This is a genomic window from Hydrogenophaga pseudoflava (assembly GCF_031020795.1).
Taxonomy (GTDB): Bacteria; Pseudomonadota; Gammaproteobacteria; order Burkholderiales; family Burkholderiaceae_C; genus Hydrogenophaga; species Hydrogenophaga pseudoflava_A.
Genome location: NZ_JAVHJP010000001.1, coordinates 746,299 through 765,571, shown reverse-complemented (window position 1 = coordinate 765,571; position 19,273 = coordinate 746,299). Strand labels below are relative to the sequence as shown.

Below are 19,273 nucleotides of genomic sequence, written 5' to 3'. Positions count from 1 at the left end.
ACCACCCCACGCAGGATCATTCATCATGGGAAAAGTCACCGGCTTCATGGAATATGAGCGTCTGGAAGAGGGCTACAAGCCCGTTGCCGAACGCCTGAAGCACTACAAGGAATTCGTGGTTGCGCTGGACGACAGCCAGGCCAAGATCCAGGGCGCGCGCTGCATGGACTGCGGCACGCCGTTCTGCAACAACGGCTGCCCGGTCAACAACATCATTCCGGACTTCAACGACCTGGTGTACCAGGGCGACTGGCAAAACGCCATCACCGTGTTGCACAGCACCAACAACTTCCCGGAGTTCACCGGCCGCATCTGCCCCGCGCCCTGCGAGGCGGCGTGCACCATCAACGTGAACGGCGACGCGGTGGGCATCAAGTCCATCGAGCACGCCATCATCGACAAGGCCTGGGAAAACGGCTGGGTCCAGCCGCAGCCGGCCCGGCACAAGACCGGCAAGAAGGTTGCCGTCGTCGGCTCCGGCCCGGCCGGGCTGGCCGCGGCCCAGCAGCTGGCGCGCGCCGGCCACGACGTGACGGTGTTCGAGAAGAACAGCCGCATCGGCGGCCTGCTGCGTTACGGCATTCCGGACTTCAAGATGGAGAAGTCGCACATCGACCGCCGCGTGGCGCAGATGGAAGCCGAGGGCGTGGTGTTCAAGACCAGCACGCTGGTCGGCGCCCTGCCCGAAGGCAGCAAGGTCACCAACGATGCTAAGACCGTGATCAGCGCCGAGGACCTCAAGGCACAGTTCGACGCTGTGCTGCTGACTGGGGGGGCCGAGCAGAGCCGCGACCTGCCCGTGCCGGGGCGTGACCTGGATGGTGTGCACTTCGCGATGGAGTTCCTGCCGCAGCAGAACAAGGTCAATGCGGGCGACAAGCTCAAGAACCAGCTGCGCGCTGATGGCAAGAATGTCATCGTGATCGGCGGTGGCGACACCGGCTCCGACTGCGTCGGCACCAGCACACGCCACGGCGCCGTGAGCGTGACCCAGTTCGAGGTCATGCCGCAGCCGCCGGAGCAGGAAGACAAGCCCCTGGTCTGGCCCTACTGGCCGCTGAAGCTGCGCACGAGCTCCAGCCACGACGAAAGCGCCGAGAAGGGCATCTTGGCGCGTGAGTTCGCCATCTCCACCAAGGAGTTCGTCGGCAAGAACGGCAAGCTCATCGGTCTCAAGACGGTGAACGTGGAGTTCAAGGACGGCAAGCTGGTCGAGATCGCCGGTACCGAGAAGGAATACAAGGCCGACATGGTTCTGCTGGCCATGGGCTTCGTGAACCCGGTTGCGACGGTGTTGGACGCCTTTGGCGTCGAGAAGGACGCGCGTGGCAACGCCAAGGCCACGACGGACTTTACCGGTGGTTACATCACCAACGTGCCCAAGGTGTTTGCAGCCGGCGACATGCGCCGCGGCCAGTCCCTGGTGGTGTGGGCCATCCGGGAAGGACGCCAGGCGGCGCGGGCGGTGGATGAGTTCCTGATGGGGCAGTCCGACCTGCCGCGCTGAGCCCTGGGGGATTGCCGGAGGCGGACCGGGCGTTTTCGACGCGCGTGCGACAATGCCCGGTCACACATCTGGCCTCATGAGCGATACCCCCTTTATCGACATCGACCATGTCACCTTCGGCTACGACAGCCGAAGGACCATCCTCAACGACATCTCCCTCCAGTTCGCCCGCGGCAAGATCACGGCCGTGCTGGGCGGTTCCGGCTGCGGAAAAACCACCCTGCTGCGCCTGATCGGTGGCGTGCATGCGCCCAGCAGCGGCCGGGTGGTGTTCGACGGTGAAGTGGTGAACACCGCCGACAGGGCGCAGCTGTTCCGGCTGCGCCGTCGTCTGGGCATGCTGTTCCAGTTCGGCGCGCTGTTCACCGACCTGAACGTGTTCGACAACGTTGCGTTTCCCCTGCGCGAAATGAGCGATCTTCCCGAATCGCTGATTCGCCACATCGTGCTGATGAAGCTCGATGCCGTCGGCTTGCGGGGCGCGGCCCATCTGAAGATCAGCGAGGTCTCCGGTGGCATGGCGCGCCGTGTGGCGCTCGCCCGTGCCATCGCACTGGACCCCGAGCTGATCATGTATGACGAACCCTTTGCGGGCCTCGATCTGGTGTCCATGGGGGTGGCGGCCAAGCTCATCCGCACTCTGACCGACGTGACCGGTGCCACCTCGCTGCTGATCTCCCACGACATTCCCCAGTGCATGGCGATCAGCGACCATGTGGTGCTGCTGGCGCCCGGCGGCCGTGTCGTGGCCCAGGGCACGCCGGCCGAACTCATGGCCAGCACCGATCCGGAGGTGCGCCAGTTCGTGCGCGGTGAGCCCGACGGTCCGGTCAAGTTCCACTACCCGGCCCGGTCGGTGGCCGAAGACTTTGGTCCGAGGGCCACGGCATGAAGCTACTGCAGACGATTGGCCAGGTGGTCCTGGCCCAGTTGGCGCGCTGGGGCCACGGGGCGCTGTTCTTTCTCGATCTGCTGCGCGCGACGCCGTCTGCGCTGCGCCGCTTCGGTCTGGTGGTGGGTCAGGTCCACGCCATCGGCAACCGATCCCTGGTGATCATCGTGGCATCCGGCCTGTCCGTGGGCTTCGTACTGGCGCTGCAGATGTATTACGCGCTGACCACCTACGGTGCGGCCGAATCGCTGGGCCTGATCGTCAACCTGGCCCTGGTGCGGGAACTGGGGCCGGTGGTCACCGCCCTGCTGTTTGCCGGGCGCGCCGGCACCTCGCTGACGGCCGAAATCGGCCTGATGAAGGCCGGCGAACAGATCGCGGCGATGGAGCTGATGGCCATCGATCCCAAGGCCCGGGTGCTGGCACCGCGTTTCCTGGGCGGCATCCTGTCGATGCCCTTGCTGGCCGCCCTGTTTTCCACGGTCGGTATTCTGGGCGCCTACGTGGTCGCCGTGCTGCTGATCGGCATCGACGCCGGCAATTTCTGGTCGATCCAGCAGAACGGCGTCGATGTCTGGCGGGACGTGGGCAACGGCGTCGTCAAGAGCGCGGTGTTCGGCGTCATCTGCACTGCCGTGGCGCTCTACCAGGGCTATGAAACCGAAGCCACCCCGGAGGGGGTGGCCTATGCCACCACAAGAACGGTGGTCACCGCCTCGCTGGGCGTGCTGGCGATGGACTTCATCCTGACCGCCCTGATGTTCTCGACCCCTTGATCCGGGAGAACCCATGAACAAGAAAAGCATTGAAATCTTCGTTGGCCTGTTTGTCGTGCTCGGTGCGCTGTCGCTGCTGTTCCTCGCCCTCAAGGCGGCCAACCTGGCCAGCTTCACCAATGGTGGTGACACCTACACGCTGCAGGCGCGCTTCGACAACATCGGCGGGCTCAAGGCCCGCGCGCCGGTGCGCTCCGCGGGCGTCCATGTCGGCCGGGTGACCAGTGTGACCCTGGACCCCCAGACCTACCTGGGCGTGGTGACGCTGGAGGTCAGCAAGGGCGTGTCGTTCCCCAAGGATTCCTCGGCCAAGATCCTTACCTCGGGTCTGCTGGGAGACCAGTACATCGGTATTGAACCCGGTGGAGACGAGAAGAACCTGCAGCCGGGCGACGTGATCACGCAGACCCAGTCGGCGGTGGTCCTGGAGAACCTGATCGGCCAGTTCTTGTTCAACAAGGCCGCCGACGGCGGTGAACAGAAGTCGCAGTGAGTGCAGCACGACTGAGCCCCGGGAGGTCCACATGAGATGCGATGGCCTTGGAGTGCTGCGCTGGGTGGCTTCGCTGCTGCTCGCCGGCGTGCTGGCGGGCTGCGCCAGTGGACCGAACGCGAGTCCGCGCGATCCGCTCGAACCCCTGAACCGGCAGGTGACGGCGTTCAACGATGCGGTGGACGGCGCGGTGCTGAAGCCCGTGGCCACCGTGTACCGCGACGTCACGCCCGATCCGGTACGCACCGGCGTCAACAACTTCTTCGAGAACCTGCGCGACGTCTGGTCGTTCATCAACGCCTCGCTGCAGTTGCGGCCGCGCGAAGCCGCCGAGAACTTCCTCCGCTTCAACGTCAACACCATCTTCGGTGTCGCGGGTCTCTTTGATGTGGCCTCCGAGATGGGCATCGAGCGCACCCGTCTGGACTTCGGGCAGACGCTGGGCCGTTGGGGTGTGCCTTCCGGGCCGTACCTTGTGCTGCCGATCTTCGGTCCTTCGACCGTGCGCGATGCGGCCGGATTCAGCATCGAGTCCGGTGGCGACCTTGTGCAGGGGATTTCCGACATCCCGACCCGCAACTCACTGTATGTCTTGCGAGCGGTGGAAACCAGGGCCAACCTGCTGCGCGCCACCTCGCTGCTGGAGGGCGCGGCGCTGGACAAGTACAGCTTCACCCGGGACCTCTATCTGCAGCGACGTGAAAGCCAGATCGAAGACCTGAAGGACAAGGGCATCGGCCTCAAGGACGGGGCCGACTGACCCACAAACCGATACCTCTGAATTACAGTTCCGACACATTCACCGGGAACCGGTGCCGTACAGTCCCGGTCCCATGCGGACAGAAGAGCCGGCACCGCGCCGGGTCACACCCCGCTTCTGAAAGGACAACACACATGCAACGCCGCCACTGGATATTCAGCCTCATCACCGCCGCCGCTGTGTTCGCGAGCCCGCTTGCCATGGCCGAGGTCGAAGCGCCGGATGCGCTCGTCAAGCGCATTTCCAGCGATGTGCTCGCTTCGGTGAAGGCCGATCCCGCGATCCAGAAGGGTGACATCAGCCGCATCGTGGCTCTGGTCGATACCAAGATCATGCCCAGCGTCAATTTCTCCCGCATGACGTCCATGGCCGTTGGCCGGGCTTGGCGCCAGGCCACGCCCGAACAGCAGAAGCAGTTGCAGGACGAGTTCAAGACTCTGCTGGTTCGGACCTACGCCGGCGCCCTGGGCGAAGTGCGTGATCAGACTCTGAGCTTCAAGCCCATGCGCTCCAAGCCGGAAGACACGGAAGTCGTGGTGCGCACCGAGGTGCGTGGCAAGGGCGAGCCGATACAGCTGGACTACCGCCTTGAGAAGGCGGACGATGGCTGGAAGATCTACGATCTGAACGTCCTCGGTGTGTGGCTGGTGGAAACCTACAAGTCCCAGTTTGCCCAGGAAATCAACACCAAGGGCATCGATGGCCTGATTGCCAACCTGGTACAGCGCAACAAGAGCGCGGCCGGCAAGACCAGCTGAGGCCGGGCGAACGTGTCCGATACCGCCGCCATCCCCCTCCCGGAACAGCTCACCCTTTCCGGTGCCGCCCAGACGCTGCAAAGACTCCGGGAGGCGCTGCTCCGCCAGACCGGTCCAACCGTGGTACTGAACGCCGAGCCCCTGCGGGTGTTCGACACCTCGGCGGTCGCGGTGTTGCTGGAGTTGCGCAACGCGCTGCTGACACAGGGCAAGACCTTGCAGGTCGCCCGCATGCCGCAGCGCTTGCGGGCGCTGGTCACGCTGTACGGCGTGGCGGAACTGCTGCCCGCCTGAGCCCGCCGCCAGCGGCCAAGCGCGCCGCGACATAAAATCGACGGCTCACCCGCGGTCAGCAGATGTCCTGCCAGCGTCCGGTGACCTGGCCCGCTTCCGCAATGCCCGCAGTTTCCTTCCAGAACGTTTCCAAGACATACGCCTCGGCCCGCGGCGAACTGCAGGCGCTCAAGGGTGTGTCCTTCGACATCCACCCCGGCGAATTCTTCGGGTTGCTCGGTCCCAATGGTGCCGGGAAGACCACCCTCATCAGTGTGCTGGCGGGGTTGGTGCGTGCCAGCGGCGGGCGCGTGCTGGTGCAGGGGCATGACGTGCAGTCCGACTATGCGGCGGCGCGGCGGGCGCTTGGCGTGGTGCCGCAGGAACTGGTCTTCGATCCGTTCTTCAACGTCCGTGAGGCGCTCCGGTTCCAGTCGGGCTATTTCGGCATCCGCCACAACGACGACTGGATCGACGAACTGCTGCAGGGGCTGGGGCTGGCCGACAAGTCGGGTGCCAACATGCGCCAGCTGTCGGGCGGCATGAAACGCCGCGTGCTGGTGGCGCAGGCCCTGGTGCACAAACCGCCGGTGATTGTGCTCGACGAGCCCACGGCGGGCGTGGATGTGGAGTTGCGCCAGACGCTATGGCAGTTCATCAGCCAGCTCAACAAAAAGGGCAGCACGGTGCTGCTGACGACCCACTACCTGGAAGAGGCCGAGGCCCTGTGTGGCCGCATCGCCATGCTGCAGCAGGGCAGGGTGGTGGCGCTGGAGAAGACCTCCGACCTCCTGCGCCAGGCCTCGTCCAATGTGCTGCGTTTCAAGACCGACCAGGCGCTGCCGCCCGGGCTGGCGGCCGAGGCCCGTGTCACGGGACGGGTGGTGCAGCTGCCGGCGCACAACGCCAGCGAAGTCGAGCAGTGGCTGGCGCGGGCGCGCGAAGCCGGCGTGGAGGCCGAGGATGTGGAGATCCGCAAGGCGGACCTCGAAGACGTGTTCATCGAGGTGATGGAACGAGCCGCCGGCCAGGCCCAGGAGGCCCACCCATGAACGGCTGGCGGACCCTGTTCTACAAGGAGGTGCTGCGCTTCTGGAAGGTCGGCTTCCAGACGGTGGCGGCGCCGGTCATCACGGCCATCCTGTACATGATGATCTTCGGGCACGTGCTCGAAGGCAGCGCAAAGGTCTACGGCCAGGTGAACTACACCGCCTTCCTGTTGCCGGGCCTGGTGATGATGAGCGTGCTGCAGAACGCGTTTGCCAACAGCAGTTCTTCGCTGATCCAGAGCAAGATCATGGGCAACCTGGTGTTCCTGCTGCTCACGCCGCTGTCGCACCGGGCCTGGTTCGTCGCCTACGTCGGCTCGTCGGTGGTGCGGGGCATGGCCGTGGGTGCAGGCGTGATGGCCGTGACCTGGTGGTACGCGCAGCCCAGTCTGGTGGCGCCGTGGTGGATTCTGGTGTTCGGCTTCATGGGCGCCGCCCTGCTGGGGGCTCTGGGCCTGATTGCCGGGCTCTGGGCGGAAAAGTTCGACCAGATGGCGGCCTTCCAGAACTTCATCATCATGCCCATGACCTTTCTCTCGGGCGTGTTCTATTCCATCCACTCCCTGCCCGACTTCTGGCAGACAGTGAGCCATCTCAATCCGTTCTTCTACATGATCGACGGTTTCCGCTACGGCTTCTTCGGGGTGAGCGATGTCTCGCCCTGGATGAGCCTGGCTCTGGTGGGCGGCGCGCTGCTGATCGTCAGTGCGCTGGCCCTGCACTTGCTGCGCACCGGCTACAAAATCCGTCACTGAACGAGCACTTCCATGACTGCTGAACAGCTGCAACAACTCATCGCCGCCGGCCTGGCCTGCGAACACATCGAGGTCACCGGTGACGGCCGCCACTGGGCCGCCGTGATCGTGTCGCCCGAGTTTGAAGGCAAGCGGCCGATCGCGCGGCATCAGCGCGTCTATGCCACCTTGGGCGAACGCGTCAAGACGGACGAGGTGCACGCCCTGTCCATGAAGACCTTCACCCCCGCCGAATGGGCGGCCCAGAACTGACCGACCCGACACCATGGACAAACTGCGCATCACCGGCGGACGCCCCCTCAACGGCGAGGTCACCATTTCGGGCGCCAAGAACGCGGCCCTGCCCGAGATCTGTGCCGCCTTGCTCACTGCCGATCCAGTGCATCTGAACAACGTGCCGCGCCTGCGCGACGTGGCCACCATGCGCCTGCTGCTCGACAACATGGGTGTGCAGACCGAGACGCACGGCGAGCGAGGCGGCATGAGCTTTGTCGCGCCCGACAGCCTCAACCCCGAAGCACCTTATGAACTGGTCAAGACCATGCGCGCCTCGGTGCTGGTGCTGGGTCCGCTGCTGGCCCGCTTCGGTCGGGCCAAGGTGTCGCTGCCGGGCGGCTGCGCCATCGGCTCGCGCCCGGTGGACCAGCACATCAAGGGCCTGCAGGCCATGGGCGCCGAGATCGTGGTCGAGCACGGCTACATGGTGGCCCAGCTGCCGCAGGGTCGCAGCCGCCTCAAGGGCGCGCGCATCGCCACCGACATGGTGACCGTCACCGGGACCGAAAACTTCCTGATGGCCGCGGCACTGGCCGAGGGTGAGACGGTGCTGGAGAACGCGGCGCAGGAGCCTGAAATTCCCGACCTGGCCGAGATGCTGATCGCCATGGGCGCGAAGATCGAAGGCCATGGCACCAGCCGCATCCACATCCAGGGCGTGGACCGGCTGCACGGCTGCACCCACCAGGTGGTGGCCGACCGCATCGAGGCCGGCACCTTCCTGTGCGCGGTGGCCGCGACCGGCGGCGACGTGGTGCTGCGCCACGGCCGTGCCGACCACCTCGACGCGGTGATCGACAAGCTGCGCGATGCCGGAGCGCAGATCGAGGCCGGTGATGGCTTCATCCGCGTGCGTGCCTCGGGCCGGCTGAAGGCGCAGAGTTTTCGCACCACCGAGTACCCGGGCTTCCCGACCGACATGCAGGCGCAGTTCATGGCGCTCAACTGCATCGCCACGGGCACCAGCAAGGTGACCGAAACCATCTTCGAAAACCGGTTCATGCACGTCAACGAACTGGTCCGCTTAGGTGCGAAGATCCAGACCGACGGCAAAGTGGCCGTCATCGAGGGCATCGACCGCCTGCAGGGCGCCACCGTCATGGCCACCGACCTGCGGGCGTCGGCCAGCCTGGTGATCGCCGGCCTGGTGGCCGAAGGCGAGACCATCGTCGACCGCATCTACCACCTGGACCGGGGCTACGACCAGATGGAAGCCAAGCTGCGCGGCATCGGCGCCGACATCGAGCGCATCAAATGATCACACTTGCTCTCTCCAAAGGCCGCATCTTCGACGAGACCCTACCGCTGCTCGCGGCCGCGGGTATCGAGGTGCTGGAAGACCCGGACACTTCGCGCAAGCTGATCCTGCCGACCAACAAGGCCGATGTGCGCGTGGTGCTGGTGCGTGCGACCGATGTGCCGACCTATGTGGAACACGGCGGCGCCGATCTGGGCGTGACCGGCAAAGACACGCTCATCGAGCACGGAGGCCAGGGTCTGTACCAGCCGCTGGACCTGCAGATCGCCAAGTGCCGCATGAGCGTGGCCGTGCCCGCCGATTTCGACTACGCCTCGGCAGTGCGCCAAGGTTCGCGCCTGAAGGTGGCCACCAAGTACACGACGATTGCCCGTGAATTCTTCGCCAGCAAGGGCGTGCACGTGGACCTGATCAAGCTCTACGGAAGCATGGAGCTGGCCCCCCTGACCGGCCTGGCCGACGCCATCGTCGACCTCGTGTCCACCGGCAAGACGCTCAAGGCCAACAACCTGGTCGAGGTCGAGCAGATTATGGACATCAGCTCGCGGCTGGTGGTCAACCAGGCGGCCCTCAAGCTCAAGCAGGCCGCCATCCGCCCCATCCTCGACGCCTTCTCGCAAGCCATTCCCAAACAGTCCGTCCCATCATGAGCCTGTCCGCCCAGCCCGTCCGACTGAATACCACCGCGCCCGACTTCGAGGCGCAGTTCGCAGCGCGGCTGCACTGGTCGGCGGACACGGACCATGCGATCGAGCAGCGGGTGGCGGACATCCTGCACGATGTGAAGCAACGCGGTGATGCCGCGGTGCTGGAATACACCGCGCGTTTCGACGGCCTGCAGGCGGCCTCGATGGCCGAGCTCGAGCTGACGCAGGCCGACTTCAAGGCGGCTTTCGACGGCCTGCCCGTTGCCCAGCGCGAGGCGTTGCAGAACGCGGCGCGCCGCGTGCGCAGCTACCACGAGGCGCAGAAGAAAGCCTCGGGCGAGAGCTGGACCTACCGCGACGAAGACGGCACGCTGCTGGGCCAGAAGGTCACGCCGCTGGACCGTGTGGGCATCTACGTGCCCGGCGGCAAGGCGGCCTACCCGTCGAGCCTGATCATGAATGCGGTGCCGGCACATGTGGCCGGTGTGGGCGAAATCATCATGGTGGTGCCGACCCCGGTGCGCGGCAGCGTGGCCACCGGCGGCACGGGCGCGGCCACAGCCGGGCGCGGCGAGCGCAACGAACTGGTGCTGGCCGCTGCCTACGTGGCCGGCGTCACGCGGGCCTTCACCATCGGCGGCGCCCAGGCGGTGGCCGCGCTCGCCTATGGCACCACCACCGTGCCCAAGGTGGACAAGATCACCGGCCCCGGCAACGCCTACGTGGCCAGCGCCAAGCGCCGCGTCTTCGGCACCGTGGGCATCGACATGATCGCCGGCCCGAGCGAGATCCTGGTGCTGGCCGACGGCAGCACGCCGGCCGAGTGGGTGGCCATGGACCTGTTTTCCCAGGCCGAACACGATGAGCTGGCGCAGAGCATCCTGCTGTGCCCGGATGCCGCCTACCTCGATGCGGTGCAGAGTGAGATTGACCGCCTGCTGCCGACCATGCCGCGCGCGGCCATCATTGCCAAGAGCCTGAACGACCGTGGCGCGCTGATCCTCACGCGCGACATGGAGGAGGCCTGCGCCATCAGCAACCGCATCGCACCCGAACACCTGGAGGTGTCCAGCAACGATCCGCACCGCTGGGAACCGCTGCTCAAGCACGCCGGCGCCATCTTCCTCGGCGCCTACACCAGCGAAAGCCTGGGCGACTACTGCGCCGGCCCCAACCACGTGCTGCCCACCAGCGGCACGGCCCGTTTCTCGTCGCCGCTGGGTGTGTACGACTTCCAGAAGCGCAGCAGCCTGATCGAGGTCAGCCAGGCCGGCGCGCAAGCGCTGGGCACCATCGCCGCCGAACTGGCCTATGGCGAAGGTCTGCAGGCCCATGCACGGGCCGCTGAACTTCGCCTGTCCACGGTACCACTCATGCGGGGCGCGAAGTGAACGCGATGAATACCCCCAACCCCCTGCGGAACATCCGGCAGGACATCCAGTCCATGCACGCTTACGCCATCCAGGATTCGGCGGGCATGGTCAAGCTCGACGCGATGGAAAACCCGTTCGCGCTGCCGCCCGAGTTGCAGAAGGCCCTGGGAGAACGTCTGGGCACGGTGGCAATCAACCGCTACCCCGGCGCACGCATCGAAGACCTCAAGCGGGCGCTGGCGCGTTACGTCGATCTGCCCGATGGCTGTGCGCTGATGCTGGGCAACGGCTCGGACGAGCTGATTTCGCTGCTGGCCATGGGCTGCGATGTATCCGGCGCATCCATCCTCGCGCCGCAGCCCGGCTTCGTCATGTACGCGATGAGCGCCCAGCTGCAGGGCCTGACCTTCCACGGTGTGCCGCTCACCGCCGACTTCGAGCTCGACGAGGCCGCGATGCTGGCCGCACTGCGCGAGCACCGGCCGACCATCACCTATCTCGCTTACCCCAACAACCCCACGGCCAATCTGTGGGACGCCGCTGTGATTCGCCGCCTGATCGCCGAGGCGGCCGCCTTTGGAGGTCTGGTGGTGATGGACGAGGCCTACCAGCCGTTCTCCAGCCGCAGCTGGCTGGAGGAGATTCGCGCGGAGCCGACGGCCAACGCCCATGTGCTGCTCATGCGCACGCTCTCTAAGTTCGGTCTGGCGGGGGTGCGCCTGGGCTACATGGTCGGCCTGCAGGCCCTGGTGCACGAGATCGACAAGCTGCGGCCACCCTACAACGTGAGCGCGCTCAACGCGGAGAGTGCGCTGTTCGCCCTGGAGCACGCCGACGTGTTCGACCAGCAGGCGGCCACCATCCGCGCCGAGCGCGAGCGCCTCATCGCCGCGCTGGCGGACATGCCGGGTGTGCGCCCGTTCCCCAGCCAGGCCAACATGGTGCTGGTGCGGGTGCCCGATGCGCAGAAAGCCTTCGACGGCCTGAAGGCGCGCAGTGTGCTGGTCAAGAATGTTTCTAAAATGCACCCATTGCTCGGCAACTGCCTGCGCCTGACGGTCGGCACCCCCGACGAGAACACGCAGATGATCGCGGCCCTGCAATCCAGCCTATGACCACCCCTTCTTCCGCCCCGGCCCGCGTGGCCGACGTCCAGCGCAACACGTCCGAGACGCAGATCCGCGTGCACGTCAACCTCGACGGTTCGGGCAAGGCCGCGCTGTCCACGGGCATCGGTTTTTTCGACCACATGCTCGACCAGATCGCTCGCCACGGGCTGATCGACCTGGAGATCGAAGCCAAGGGCGACCTGCACATCGACGGTCACCACACGGTGGAAGACGTGGGCATCACCCTGGGCCAGGCCTTCGCCAAAGCCGTGGGCGACAAGAAGGGCATCCGCCGCTACGGTCACGCCTACGTGCCGCTGGACGAAGCGCTCTCGCGCGTGGTGATCGACTTCTCCGGCCGCCCTGGCCTGCACATGCGCGTGCCTTTCAAGGCCGGCATGGTCGGGGCCTTCGATACGCAGCTGGCCTTCGAGTTCTTCCAGGGCTTTGTCAACCATGCGGGTGTGACGCTGCACATCGACAACCTGCACGGCGAGAATGCCCACCACCAGGCCGAGACCGTGTTCAAGGCTTTTGCCCGCGCCCTGCGCATGGCACTGGAGCGCGACGAGCGCCTGGGCGATGTGATTCCCTCGACCAAAGGTTCACTCTGAGTTTTTCCTCTTCAGGGTCCTGATGAAATCCAAGACAGTCGCCGTGGTGGACTACGGCAGTGGCAACCTGCGTTCCGTGTCGCAGGCCGTGATGCACGCCGCCATCGGTTCCGGGGTCGACGTGGTCGTCACCTCCGATGCACAGGCCGTGTTCGACGCCGACCGTGTGGTGCTGCCCGGGCAAGGCCACATGGCCGACTGCATGAATGAACTGGCCTCCTCAGGCCTGAAGGAAGCCGTGTTGCATGCGGCGGCCCACAAACCCCTGTTCGGGGTCTGCGTCGGCATGCAGATGCTGCTGGAGCGCAGCGAGGAAGGCCCGACCGACGGCCTGGGCCTGATGCCGGGCGAGGTCGTCCGCTTCCAGCTGCAGAACCGGCTGCAGGAGGATGGCAGCCGCTTCAAGGTGCCCCAGATGGGCTGGAACCAGGTGTTCCACCGCCTGGGGGGGCGCCCGGAGCATCCGATGTGGTCCGGCATCGCCGACGGTGCCTACTTCTACTTCGTGCACAGCTACTACGCCCGCCCTGCCGATCCGGCGCATGTCGTGGGCGAGACGGACTTTGGCGGCCGCTTTGCGTCGGCGATCGCGCGCGATAACATTTTTGCGACCCAGTTTCACCCGGAAAAAAGCGCCGACCAGGGCCTGGCGCTGTACCGGAACTTCCTGTCCTGGAAACCCTGAGTGCCCTCACTTCTTCAACCATCATGCTGCTGATTCCCGCCATTGACATGAAAGACGGCCAGTGCGTTCGCCTCAAGCAGGGGGACATGGACCAGACCACGGTGTTCGGTGAGGATCCGGCGGCCATGGCTCGCCGCTGGGTCGACAAGGGTGCGCGGCGCGTCCACCTGGTCGACCTCAATGGCGCCTTCGCCGGCAAGCCCAAGAACGAACAGGCCATCCGGGCCGTGCTCAAGGAAGTCGGCTCCGAGGTCGACGTGCAGCTCGGTGGCGGTATCCGCGACCTTGACACCATCGAGCGTTACCTCGACGCTGGCCTGCGCTACGTGATCATTGGCACCGCTGCGGTCAAGAACCCTGGCTTTCTGCAGGACGCCTGTACCGCGTTTGGCGGCCACATCATCGTCGGCCTCGACGCCAAAGACGGCAAGGTGGCGACCGACGGCTGGAGCAAGCTCACCGGCCACGAAGTCGTGGACTTGGGCAAGAAGTTCGAGGACTACGGCGTCGAATCGATCATCTACACCGACATCGGCCGGGACGGCATGCTCAGCGGCATCAACATCGAAGCTACGGTGAAGCTGGCGCAATCACTGTCGATTCCTGTCATCGCCTCGGGTGGCCTGTCGAATCTGGAAGACATCCGCAAGCTGTGCGCGGTGGAAGACGAAGGCGTCGAGGGTGTGATCTGCGGCCGCTCCATCTACAGCGGTGACCTGGATTTCGAGGCCGCGCAGGCGCTGGCCGACGAATTGAATGGCTGAAGCCTGATGCTCGCCAAACGCATCATCCCCTGCCTGGACGTGACCGGTGGCCGTGTGGTCAAGGGCGTCAACTTCGTCGAACTGCGCGATGCCGGTGATCCAGTGGAGATCGCTGCCCGCTACAACGATCAGGGTGCCGACGAGCTGACCTTCCTCGACATCACTGCGACAAGCGACGGCCGCGACCTGATCCTGCACATCATCGAGGCGGTCGCCTCGCAGGTATTCATTCCCCTGACGGTCGGCGGTGGCGTGCGCACGGTGGAAGACGTGCGCAGACTGCTCAATGCCGGCGCCGACAAGACCAGCTTCAACTCAGCAGCGATCGCAAACCCTCAGGTGATCCGCGATGCGTCCGACAAGTACGGTGCGCAGTGCATCGTGGTGGCGATCGACGCCAAGCGCCGCCATGGTGATGACCTCGCCGAGCGTGGTGCGGGCTGGGACGTCTACAGCCACGGTGGCCGCAAGAACACCGGGCTGGATGCAGTGGCATGGGCACGCCAGATGGCGGACCATGGGGCGGGTGAAATCCTGCTCACCAGCATGGACCGCGACGGCACCAAGAGCGGCTTCGACCTTGAACTGACGCGCGCGGTGGCCGATGCGGTCGGGGTGCCGGTCATCGCCTCCGGCGGTGTGGGCAATTTGGACCACCTCGCCGACGGTGTGCAGCAGGGTGGGGCGGACGCGGTGCTGGCCGCCAGCATCTTCCACTACGGCGAATACACCGTGGCGCAGGCCAAGCAGCGCATGGCCGAACGCGGCATTCCGGTGAGGCTGTGATGGACTGGCTGGACGCCATCAAGTGGGACGCGCAAGGGCTGGTGCCCGTGATCGCGCAGGAAGCGGCCACCGGCGACGTGCTGATGTTCGCCTGGATGAACCGAGAGGCGCTGCAGAAGACCGCCGAGCTCGGTCGCGCGGTGTACTTCAGCCGCTCGCGCAACAAGCTCTGGTTCAAGGGCGAAGAGTCGGGCCATGTGCAGACGGTGCACGACATCCGGCTGGACTGCGACAACGACGTGGTGCTGCTCAAGGTGACGCAACTGGGGCATGAGCCGGGCATCGCATGCCACACCGGCCGCCACAGCTGCTTTTTCCAGAGCCACCAGAATGGGCAGTGGGTGCCGGTCGATCCGGTGCTCAAGGACCCTGAATCGATTTACAAGTGAGTGCCATGTCCGACACCGATTCGCTCGCGCGCCTGGCCGCGGTCATCGAAAGCCGCAAGCCTGCCCATGGCGGCGACCCCGAGAAGAGTTATGTCGCTCGCCTGCTCCACAAGGGGCCGGACGCCTTTCTCAAGAAGATCGGTGAGGAAGCCACTGAGGCTGTGATGGCGGCCAAAGACTGTGACCATGGTGGCGACGTGCAGAAGCTCGTGAACGAAGTGGCCGATCTCTGGTTTCACAGCATGATTGCTCTGGCCCACTACGGCAAGGCGCCCGCCGACGTGGTGGCCGAGCTGGCGCGCCGCGAGGGCCTGAGCGGCCTCGAAGAAAAGGCCCTGCGCAAGGCGGTGGAGCGAGAGGCGGAACCCAAATCCTGAAAGGAGCCGGCATGAGCGACATCATCGACGTGAAGGCGGTGGACAGCGAGAAGGCGGAGTCCCTCAAGACGGTGGGCTGGATCAGCTACCTGCTGCACCTCATCGTCGCGGTCGCGGCGGTGCTGCCGGGCGCGCAAGTCGGGGTCGGCATCCTGCTCGTGGCATTGATCATTGACCTGGTGAAAAAAGGCGACGCGGAGGGCACCTGGCAGGCCAGCCACTTCTCCTGGCGCATCCGCAGCGTGATCTGGGCCGGCATTCTGTATGTCGTCACATCGCCGCTGTGGTTTCTGCTGCTGATCCCGGGCATGATTGCCTGGGCCATCATCTCCATCTGGTTCCTCTATCGCATTGTCCGGGGCATGGTGCGCATGAACGCCAGCCAGGCGATGCCCTCCTGACGCCGCGGCACCAACCCATGAGCCAACAAGACCCCCACTGCATCTTCTGCAAGATCGTTGCCGGACAGATTCCATCCCGCAAGGTCTACGAGGACGAGGAGTTGTACGCGTTCCACGACATCCATCCCTGGGCCCCGGTGCATTTTTTGGTGATCCCCAAGCACCACATCGCCTCAATGGCGCAGCTGGCTCCCTCCGACGAGGCCTGGATGGGGCGCCTGATGGTGCTGGCACCGAAGCTGGCTTTGGAGCAGGGCTGCAATCCGTATCCCGCCGGCGGGTTTCGCATGGTGTGCAACACGGGGTTGGAAGGCGGTCAGGAGGTGCAACACCTGCACTGGCATGTGATGGGCGGACCCCGCCCATGGGCCCGCGGCTGAACCAAACCCGGGGTCGTAGAATCCCAGCATTGGCGCCGCTCGCGCTTTCACACAACGTTTCTGGAGATATTCATGGGTTCATTCTCGATTTGGCACTGGCTGATCGTGCTGCTGATCGTGGTGATGGTTTTCGGCACCAAGAAGCTGAAGAACATCGGTTCCGATCTTGGTGGCGCTGTCAAGGGATTCAAGGACGGCATGAAGGACGGTGGACAGTCTGCCGATGCAACACCGCCCGCCCAAGTGGGGCAGGACGCCCGGAGCGACAAGACCACCATCGACGTCGAGGCCAAGCACAAGAGCTGAGGCCCGATGGCGCACGTTTCCGTTGCGCCACATCTGATGTTTTGCGTTTCACCGGTCCATGATTGATCTCGGTATCTCCAAGCTTGCGCTGATCGGTGCGGTGGCCCTTATTGTCATTGGCCCCGAGAAGCTCCCGCGTGTGGCACGCACGGTCGGTACCTTGCTGGGCAAGGCCCAGCGTTACGTGGCCGACGTGAAGGCGGAGGTCAGTCGCTCCATGGAGCTCGAAGAGCTCAAGAAAATGAAAGAGTCGGTGGAGACTGCGGCGCGCGACGTGGAGTCGTCGGTGGTCTCTGGCGCGAGCGATTTCGAGAAATCGTGGTCCGAAGCCACCTCCGGCCTGGACGGATCGGCATTTTCCTCAGACACCTCGGAAGCGCTCTCCCGACTCGGCACCGAGAGCTTTCCTTCCTATAAACACCCCCGGAAGAACTGGCGCATCAAGCAGAAAGCCATGCCTCAGTGGTACAAGGCCCGTATGGGCGTGCGCACGCGTGCACAGTCCGGTGCGGCCCGCGTGGCCCGTTTCCGCCCGCGTCCTTCCTCTGCCTCCCGCTGATGTCCGATCCTGACAAATCCACCGACGAGCTCGCCGGTTCCGAGCAGCCGTTTGTCCAGCACCTCATGGAGCTGCGCGACCGGCTGCTTTACGGCATCGCCGGTCTGGGGGTCTGCATGGCGCTGCTGGCGATCTGGCCAGGGCCCAGCGGTCTGATCGATCTGATCGCCGTGCCCATCCGTGCGCACATGCCGCCCGACGCCAAACTGATCGCCGTGGGCGTGTTTTCCCCATTCTTTGTGCCGCTCAAGGTGCTGGCCATGGGCGCCCTGCTGCTTTCTCTGCCCTGGTGGATGTACCAGATATGGGCATTCGTCGCGCCGGGGCTCTACAGCCACGAGAAGCGCTTTGCGGTGCCGCTGATCATCCTGGGCAGCCTGCTGGCGTACGTGGGCATTGCCTTCGTCCAGTTCTTCGTGCTGGACAAGATGTTTGGCTTCATCCAGCAGTTCACTCCCCAAAGTGTGGCGGCTACCCCTGACATCGCCTCGTATGTGGAGGCGATCCTGTCGCTGTATCTTGCCTTCGGCCTAGCGTTTCAGGTGCCGATTGTGGTCGTCCTCCTCGTGAAGATGAACATGGTCAGCGTCAAGCAGCTCAAGGACTTCCGGGGATATTTCATCGTGGTGGCGTTTGTGGTCGCGGCGGTGGTGACTCCCCCTGACGTCATTTCTCAACTCGCACTGGCGGTGCCCATGTGCCTGCTCTATGAGCTGGGGATCTGGGGATCGCAGTGGTTCGTGCGCAATACCGGGGCGCCGGATGATTCCGTGAAGGACGGCGCAGCGTCCTGATCAGCGGTTGGACTGGGTGCGTGGCATATTGCGCTTGCCCGGCGTGATCTGGATTCGTTTTTTCCCATCCTTTCTCGCGATTTCCAGACTGGATGGAACGCCCGGTGTGAGGGCCGCCACGGCTGACAGCAGCTGGGACACGTTGCTGACCGGCTTGTCTCCCACCTGGGTCACCACATCACCGGGGCGTACGCCGGCCTGGGCGGCAGGCCCGTTCTGCAAGACGCCGGTGATGATGACCCCCGTGCCGGAGGAAATCGAGAAGCTTTCGGCCAGTTCAGGGGTGAGATCCTGCGGTTCGACGCCGATCCAGCCCCGGATGACCTTTCCGTCGCGCACGATGGCGTCCAGCACGCTGCGCGCTGTGGAAGTGGGGATGGCGAAGCCGATGCCCATTGATCCACCGGAGCGGGAATAGATCGCTGTGTTGATGCCCATCAGGTGCCCCTGGATGTCCACCAGGGCGCCGCCCGAGTTGCCCGGGTTGATGGCGGCGTCGGTCTGGATGAAGTTCTCGAAGGTGTTGATGCCCAGTTGGGTGCGCCCAAGGGCGCTGACGATGCCGCTGGTCACGGTCTGACCGACGCCGAACGGGTTGCCGATGGCGAGCACCTGATCGCCGATCGACAGCGCGTCCGAGTTACCCAAGGTGATCACCGGCAATCCGCCCAGACCGATCTTCAGGATGGCCAGATCGGTTTCCGGGTCGGTGCCGATGACCTGGGCGGTGCTTCTGCGGCCATCGTTGAGCACGACTTCGATCTGGTCGGCTTCTTCGATCACATGGTTGTTGGTCAGGATGTAGCCCGCTTCGCTCACGATCACGCCCGAGCCCAGGCCGGCCTGTGGCTGTCCCTGCCCCTGCTCGCCGAAAAAGAACCGGAACCAGGGATCGGCCATCTGGGCCTGATCGGGCGCCTTGCTGGTGTTGATGCTCACCACCGCAGGAGACGCCCGTTTGGCCGCCTCACGGAAGCTGTTGGCCGCGGGCTCGGCAGAGGCGGCACCGGACTCGATCACCGGCACCACCGAGGGCAGCCCATTGCGGCGGTCCAGCCAGTGGGGCTTGAGCGTGCCCACGACAAACAGCACGGCCACCGCAACGGTGACGGTTTGGGCAAAAAGAAGCCAGATGCGTTTCATGATGAACAAGTGCAAAAGGGGCAGGAGCTCTGGAGCGGGTCGAGAAGTCCCTAGTGGCATTGTCCCGCATATGACCGCGCGTCCCGGCAGTTCAAGCCGATTGATGCAGGTCAAAGTGGCCCGGAAGGCTTGGGGATGCAATGTCGGCC

Annotated in this window: 26 protein-coding genes; 25 read left to right on the top strand and 1 reads right to left on the bottom strand. The window is 65.0% G+C overall.

Annotated features, from left to right (window positions below):
* The first annotated feature begins 25 nt into the window (after positions 1-25).
* From RCO38_RS03770 to tatC, 25 genes are all read left to right on the top strand, one after another.
* Positions 26-1,507, top strand: coding sequence for a glutamate synthase subunit beta (locus RCO38_RS03770; protein ID WP_308326951.1), 1,482 nt, complete (start codon positions 26-28; stop codon positions 1,505-1,507).
* 76 nt (positions 1,508-1,583) lie between these two features.
* Entirely contained in the window at positions 1,584-2,399 is an 816-nt protein-coding gene (locus RCO38_RS03765) for an ABC transporter ATP-binding protein (protein ID WP_308326950.1), read from the top strand.
* Entirely contained in the window at positions 2,396-3,175 is a 780-nt protein-coding gene (mlaE, locus tag RCO38_RS03760) for a lipid asymmetry maintenance ABC transporter permease subunit MlaE (RefSeq protein WP_308326949.1), read from the top strand. The genes RCO38_RS03765 and mlaE overlap by 4 nt, the downstream gene beginning before the upstream one ends.
* A 13-nt stretch (positions 3,176-3,188) precedes the next feature.
* Positions 3,189-3,668, top strand: coding sequence for an outer membrane lipid asymmetry maintenance protein MlaD (gene mlaD / locus RCO38_RS03755; protein ID WP_308326948.1), 480 nt, complete (start codon positions 3,189-3,191; stop codon positions 3,666-3,668).
* A gap of 31 nt (positions 3,669-3,699) precedes the next feature.
* A complete protein-coding gene (locus tag RCO38_RS03750; protein WP_308326947.1) occupies positions 3,700-4,428 on the top strand; it encodes an MlaA family lipoprotein in 729 nt (242 codons plus the stop codon).
* A gap of 134 nt (positions 4,429-4,562) precedes the next feature.
* A complete protein-coding gene (locus RCO38_RS03745; protein ID WP_308326946.1) occupies positions 4,563-5,186 on the top strand; it encodes an MlaC/ttg2D family ABC transporter substrate-binding protein in 624 nt (207 codons plus the stop codon).
* A gap of 12 nt (positions 5,187-5,198) precedes the next feature.
* Complete coding sequence (locus RCO38_RS03740) at positions 5,199-5,480, top strand: STAS domain-containing protein (RefSeq protein ID WP_308326945.1); 282 nt, start codon at positions 5,199-5,201, stop codon at positions 5,478-5,480.
* Positions 5,481-5,581: 101 nt separating this feature from the next.
* Entirely contained in the window at positions 5,582-6,511 is a 930-nt protein-coding gene (locus RCO38_RS03735; RefSeq protein ID WP_308326944.1) for an ABC transporter ATP-binding protein, read from the top strand.
* Complete coding sequence (locus tag RCO38_RS03730; RefSeq protein WP_308326943.1) at positions 6,508-7,263, top strand: ABC transporter permease; 756 nt, start codon at positions 6,508-6,510, stop codon at positions 7,261-7,263. Before RCO38_RS03735 ends, RCO38_RS03730 begins: the two co-directional genes overlap by 4 nt.
* A gap of 12 nt (positions 7,264-7,275) precedes the next feature.
* Entirely contained in the window at positions 7,276-7,515 is a 240-nt protein-coding gene (locus RCO38_RS03725; RefSeq protein ID WP_308326942.1) for a BolA family protein, read from the top strand.
* A 13-nt stretch (positions 7,516-7,528) separates the two neighbouring features.
* Positions 7,529-8,797, top strand: coding sequence for a UDP-N-acetylglucosamine 1-carboxyvinyltransferase (murA, locus tag RCO38_RS03720; RefSeq protein WP_308326941.1), 1,269 nt, complete (start codon positions 7,529-7,531; stop codon positions 8,795-8,797).
* Positions 8,794-9,447: an ATP phosphoribosyltransferase gene (gene hisG / locus RCO38_RS03715; RefSeq protein WP_308326940.1), complete on the top strand. Its 654-nt coding sequence runs from the start codon at positions 8,794-8,796 to the stop codon at positions 9,445-9,447. Before murA ends, hisG begins: the two co-directional genes overlap by 4 nt.
* On the top strand, positions 9,444-10,835 hold the full coding sequence (gene hisD, locus RCO38_RS03710) for a histidinol dehydrogenase (RefSeq protein ID WP_308326939.1): 1,392 nt from the start codon (positions 9,444-9,446) through the stop codon (positions 10,833-10,835). The genes hisG and hisD overlap by 4 nt, the downstream gene beginning before the upstream one ends.
* A gap of 5 nt (positions 10,836-10,840) precedes the next feature.
* The gene (hisC, locus tag RCO38_RS03705; protein WP_308326938.1) at positions 10,841-11,932 is read left to right on the top strand and encodes a histidinol-phosphate transaminase; all 1,092 of its coding nucleotides are present in this window, start codon (positions 10,841-10,843) and stop codon (positions 11,930-11,932) included.
* The gene (hisB, locus tag RCO38_RS03700; protein WP_308326937.1) at positions 11,929-12,540 is read left to right on the top strand and encodes an imidazoleglycerol-phosphate dehydratase HisB; all 612 of its coding nucleotides are present in this window, start codon (positions 11,929-11,931) and stop codon (positions 12,538-12,540) included. The genes hisC and hisB overlap by 4 nt, the downstream gene beginning before the upstream one ends.
* 22 nt (positions 12,541-12,562) lie before the next feature.
* Entirely contained in the window at positions 12,563-13,225 is a 663-nt protein-coding gene (hisH, locus tag RCO38_RS03695; protein WP_308326936.1) for an imidazole glycerol phosphate synthase subunit HisH, read from the top strand.
* A gap of 23 nt (positions 13,226-13,248) precedes the next feature.
* Entirely contained in the window at positions 13,249-13,989 is a 741-nt protein-coding gene (hisA, locus tag RCO38_RS03690; RefSeq protein WP_308326935.1) for a 1-(5-phosphoribosyl)-5-[(5-phosphoribosylamino)methylideneamino]imidazole-4-carboxamide isomerase, read from the top strand.
* Positions 13,990-13,995: 6 nt separating this feature from the next.
* On the top strand, positions 13,996-14,775 hold the full coding sequence (hisF, locus tag RCO38_RS03685) for an imidazole glycerol phosphate synthase subunit HisF (RefSeq protein ID WP_308326934.1): 780 nt from the start codon (positions 13,996-13,998) through the stop codon (positions 14,773-14,775).
* A complete protein-coding gene (gene hisI / locus RCO38_RS03680; protein WP_308326933.1) occupies positions 14,775-15,164 on the top strand; it encodes a phosphoribosyl-AMP cyclohydrolase in 390 nt (129 codons plus the stop codon). The genes hisF and hisI overlap by 1 nt, the downstream gene beginning before the upstream one ends.
* A 5-nt stretch (positions 15,165-15,169) precedes the next feature.
* The gene (locus tag RCO38_RS03675; RefSeq protein ID WP_308326932.1) at positions 15,170-15,541 is read left to right on the top strand and encodes a phosphoribosyl-ATP diphosphatase; all 372 of its coding nucleotides are present in this window, start codon (positions 15,170-15,172) and stop codon (positions 15,539-15,541) included.
* 11 nt (positions 15,542-15,552) lie between these two features.
* A complete protein-coding gene (locus RCO38_RS03670) occupies positions 15,553-15,942 on the top strand; it encodes a DUF4870 family protein (protein WP_308326931.1) in 390 nt (129 codons plus the stop codon).
* A gap of 17 nt (positions 15,943-15,959) precedes the next feature.
* Positions 15,960-16,322, top strand: coding sequence for a histidine triad nucleotide-binding protein (locus RCO38_RS03665; RefSeq protein WP_308326930.1), 363 nt, complete (start codon positions 15,960-15,962; stop codon positions 16,320-16,322).
* A gap of 72 nt (positions 16,323-16,394) precedes the next feature.
* A complete protein-coding gene (gene tatA / locus RCO38_RS03660; protein WP_308326929.1) occupies positions 16,395-16,628 on the top strand; it encodes a Sec-independent protein translocase subunit TatA in 234 nt (77 codons plus the stop codon).
* A 58-nt stretch (positions 16,629-16,686) separates the two neighbouring features.
* The gene (tatB, locus tag RCO38_RS03655) at positions 16,687-17,187 is read left to right on the top strand and encodes a Sec-independent protein translocase protein TatB (RefSeq protein ID WP_308326928.1); all 501 of its coding nucleotides are present in this window, start codon (positions 16,687-16,689) and stop codon (positions 17,185-17,187) included.
* Positions 17,187-17,981, top strand: coding sequence for a twin-arginine translocase subunit TatC (gene tatC / locus RCO38_RS03650; RefSeq protein WP_308326927.1), 795 nt, complete (start codon positions 17,187-17,189; stop codon positions 17,979-17,981). The genes tatB and tatC overlap by 1 nt, the downstream gene beginning before the upstream one ends.
* Here tatC and RCO38_RS03645 read toward each other — a convergent pair whose 3' ends face one another.
* Positions 17,982-19,124 (bottom strand): trypsin-like peptidase domain-containing protein, encoded by a 1,143-nt coding sequence (locus RCO38_RS03645; RefSeq protein WP_308326926.1) that lies wholly within the window; start codon positions 19,122-19,124, stop codon positions 17,982-17,984.
* Positions 19,125-19,273: the final 149 nt, after the last annotated feature.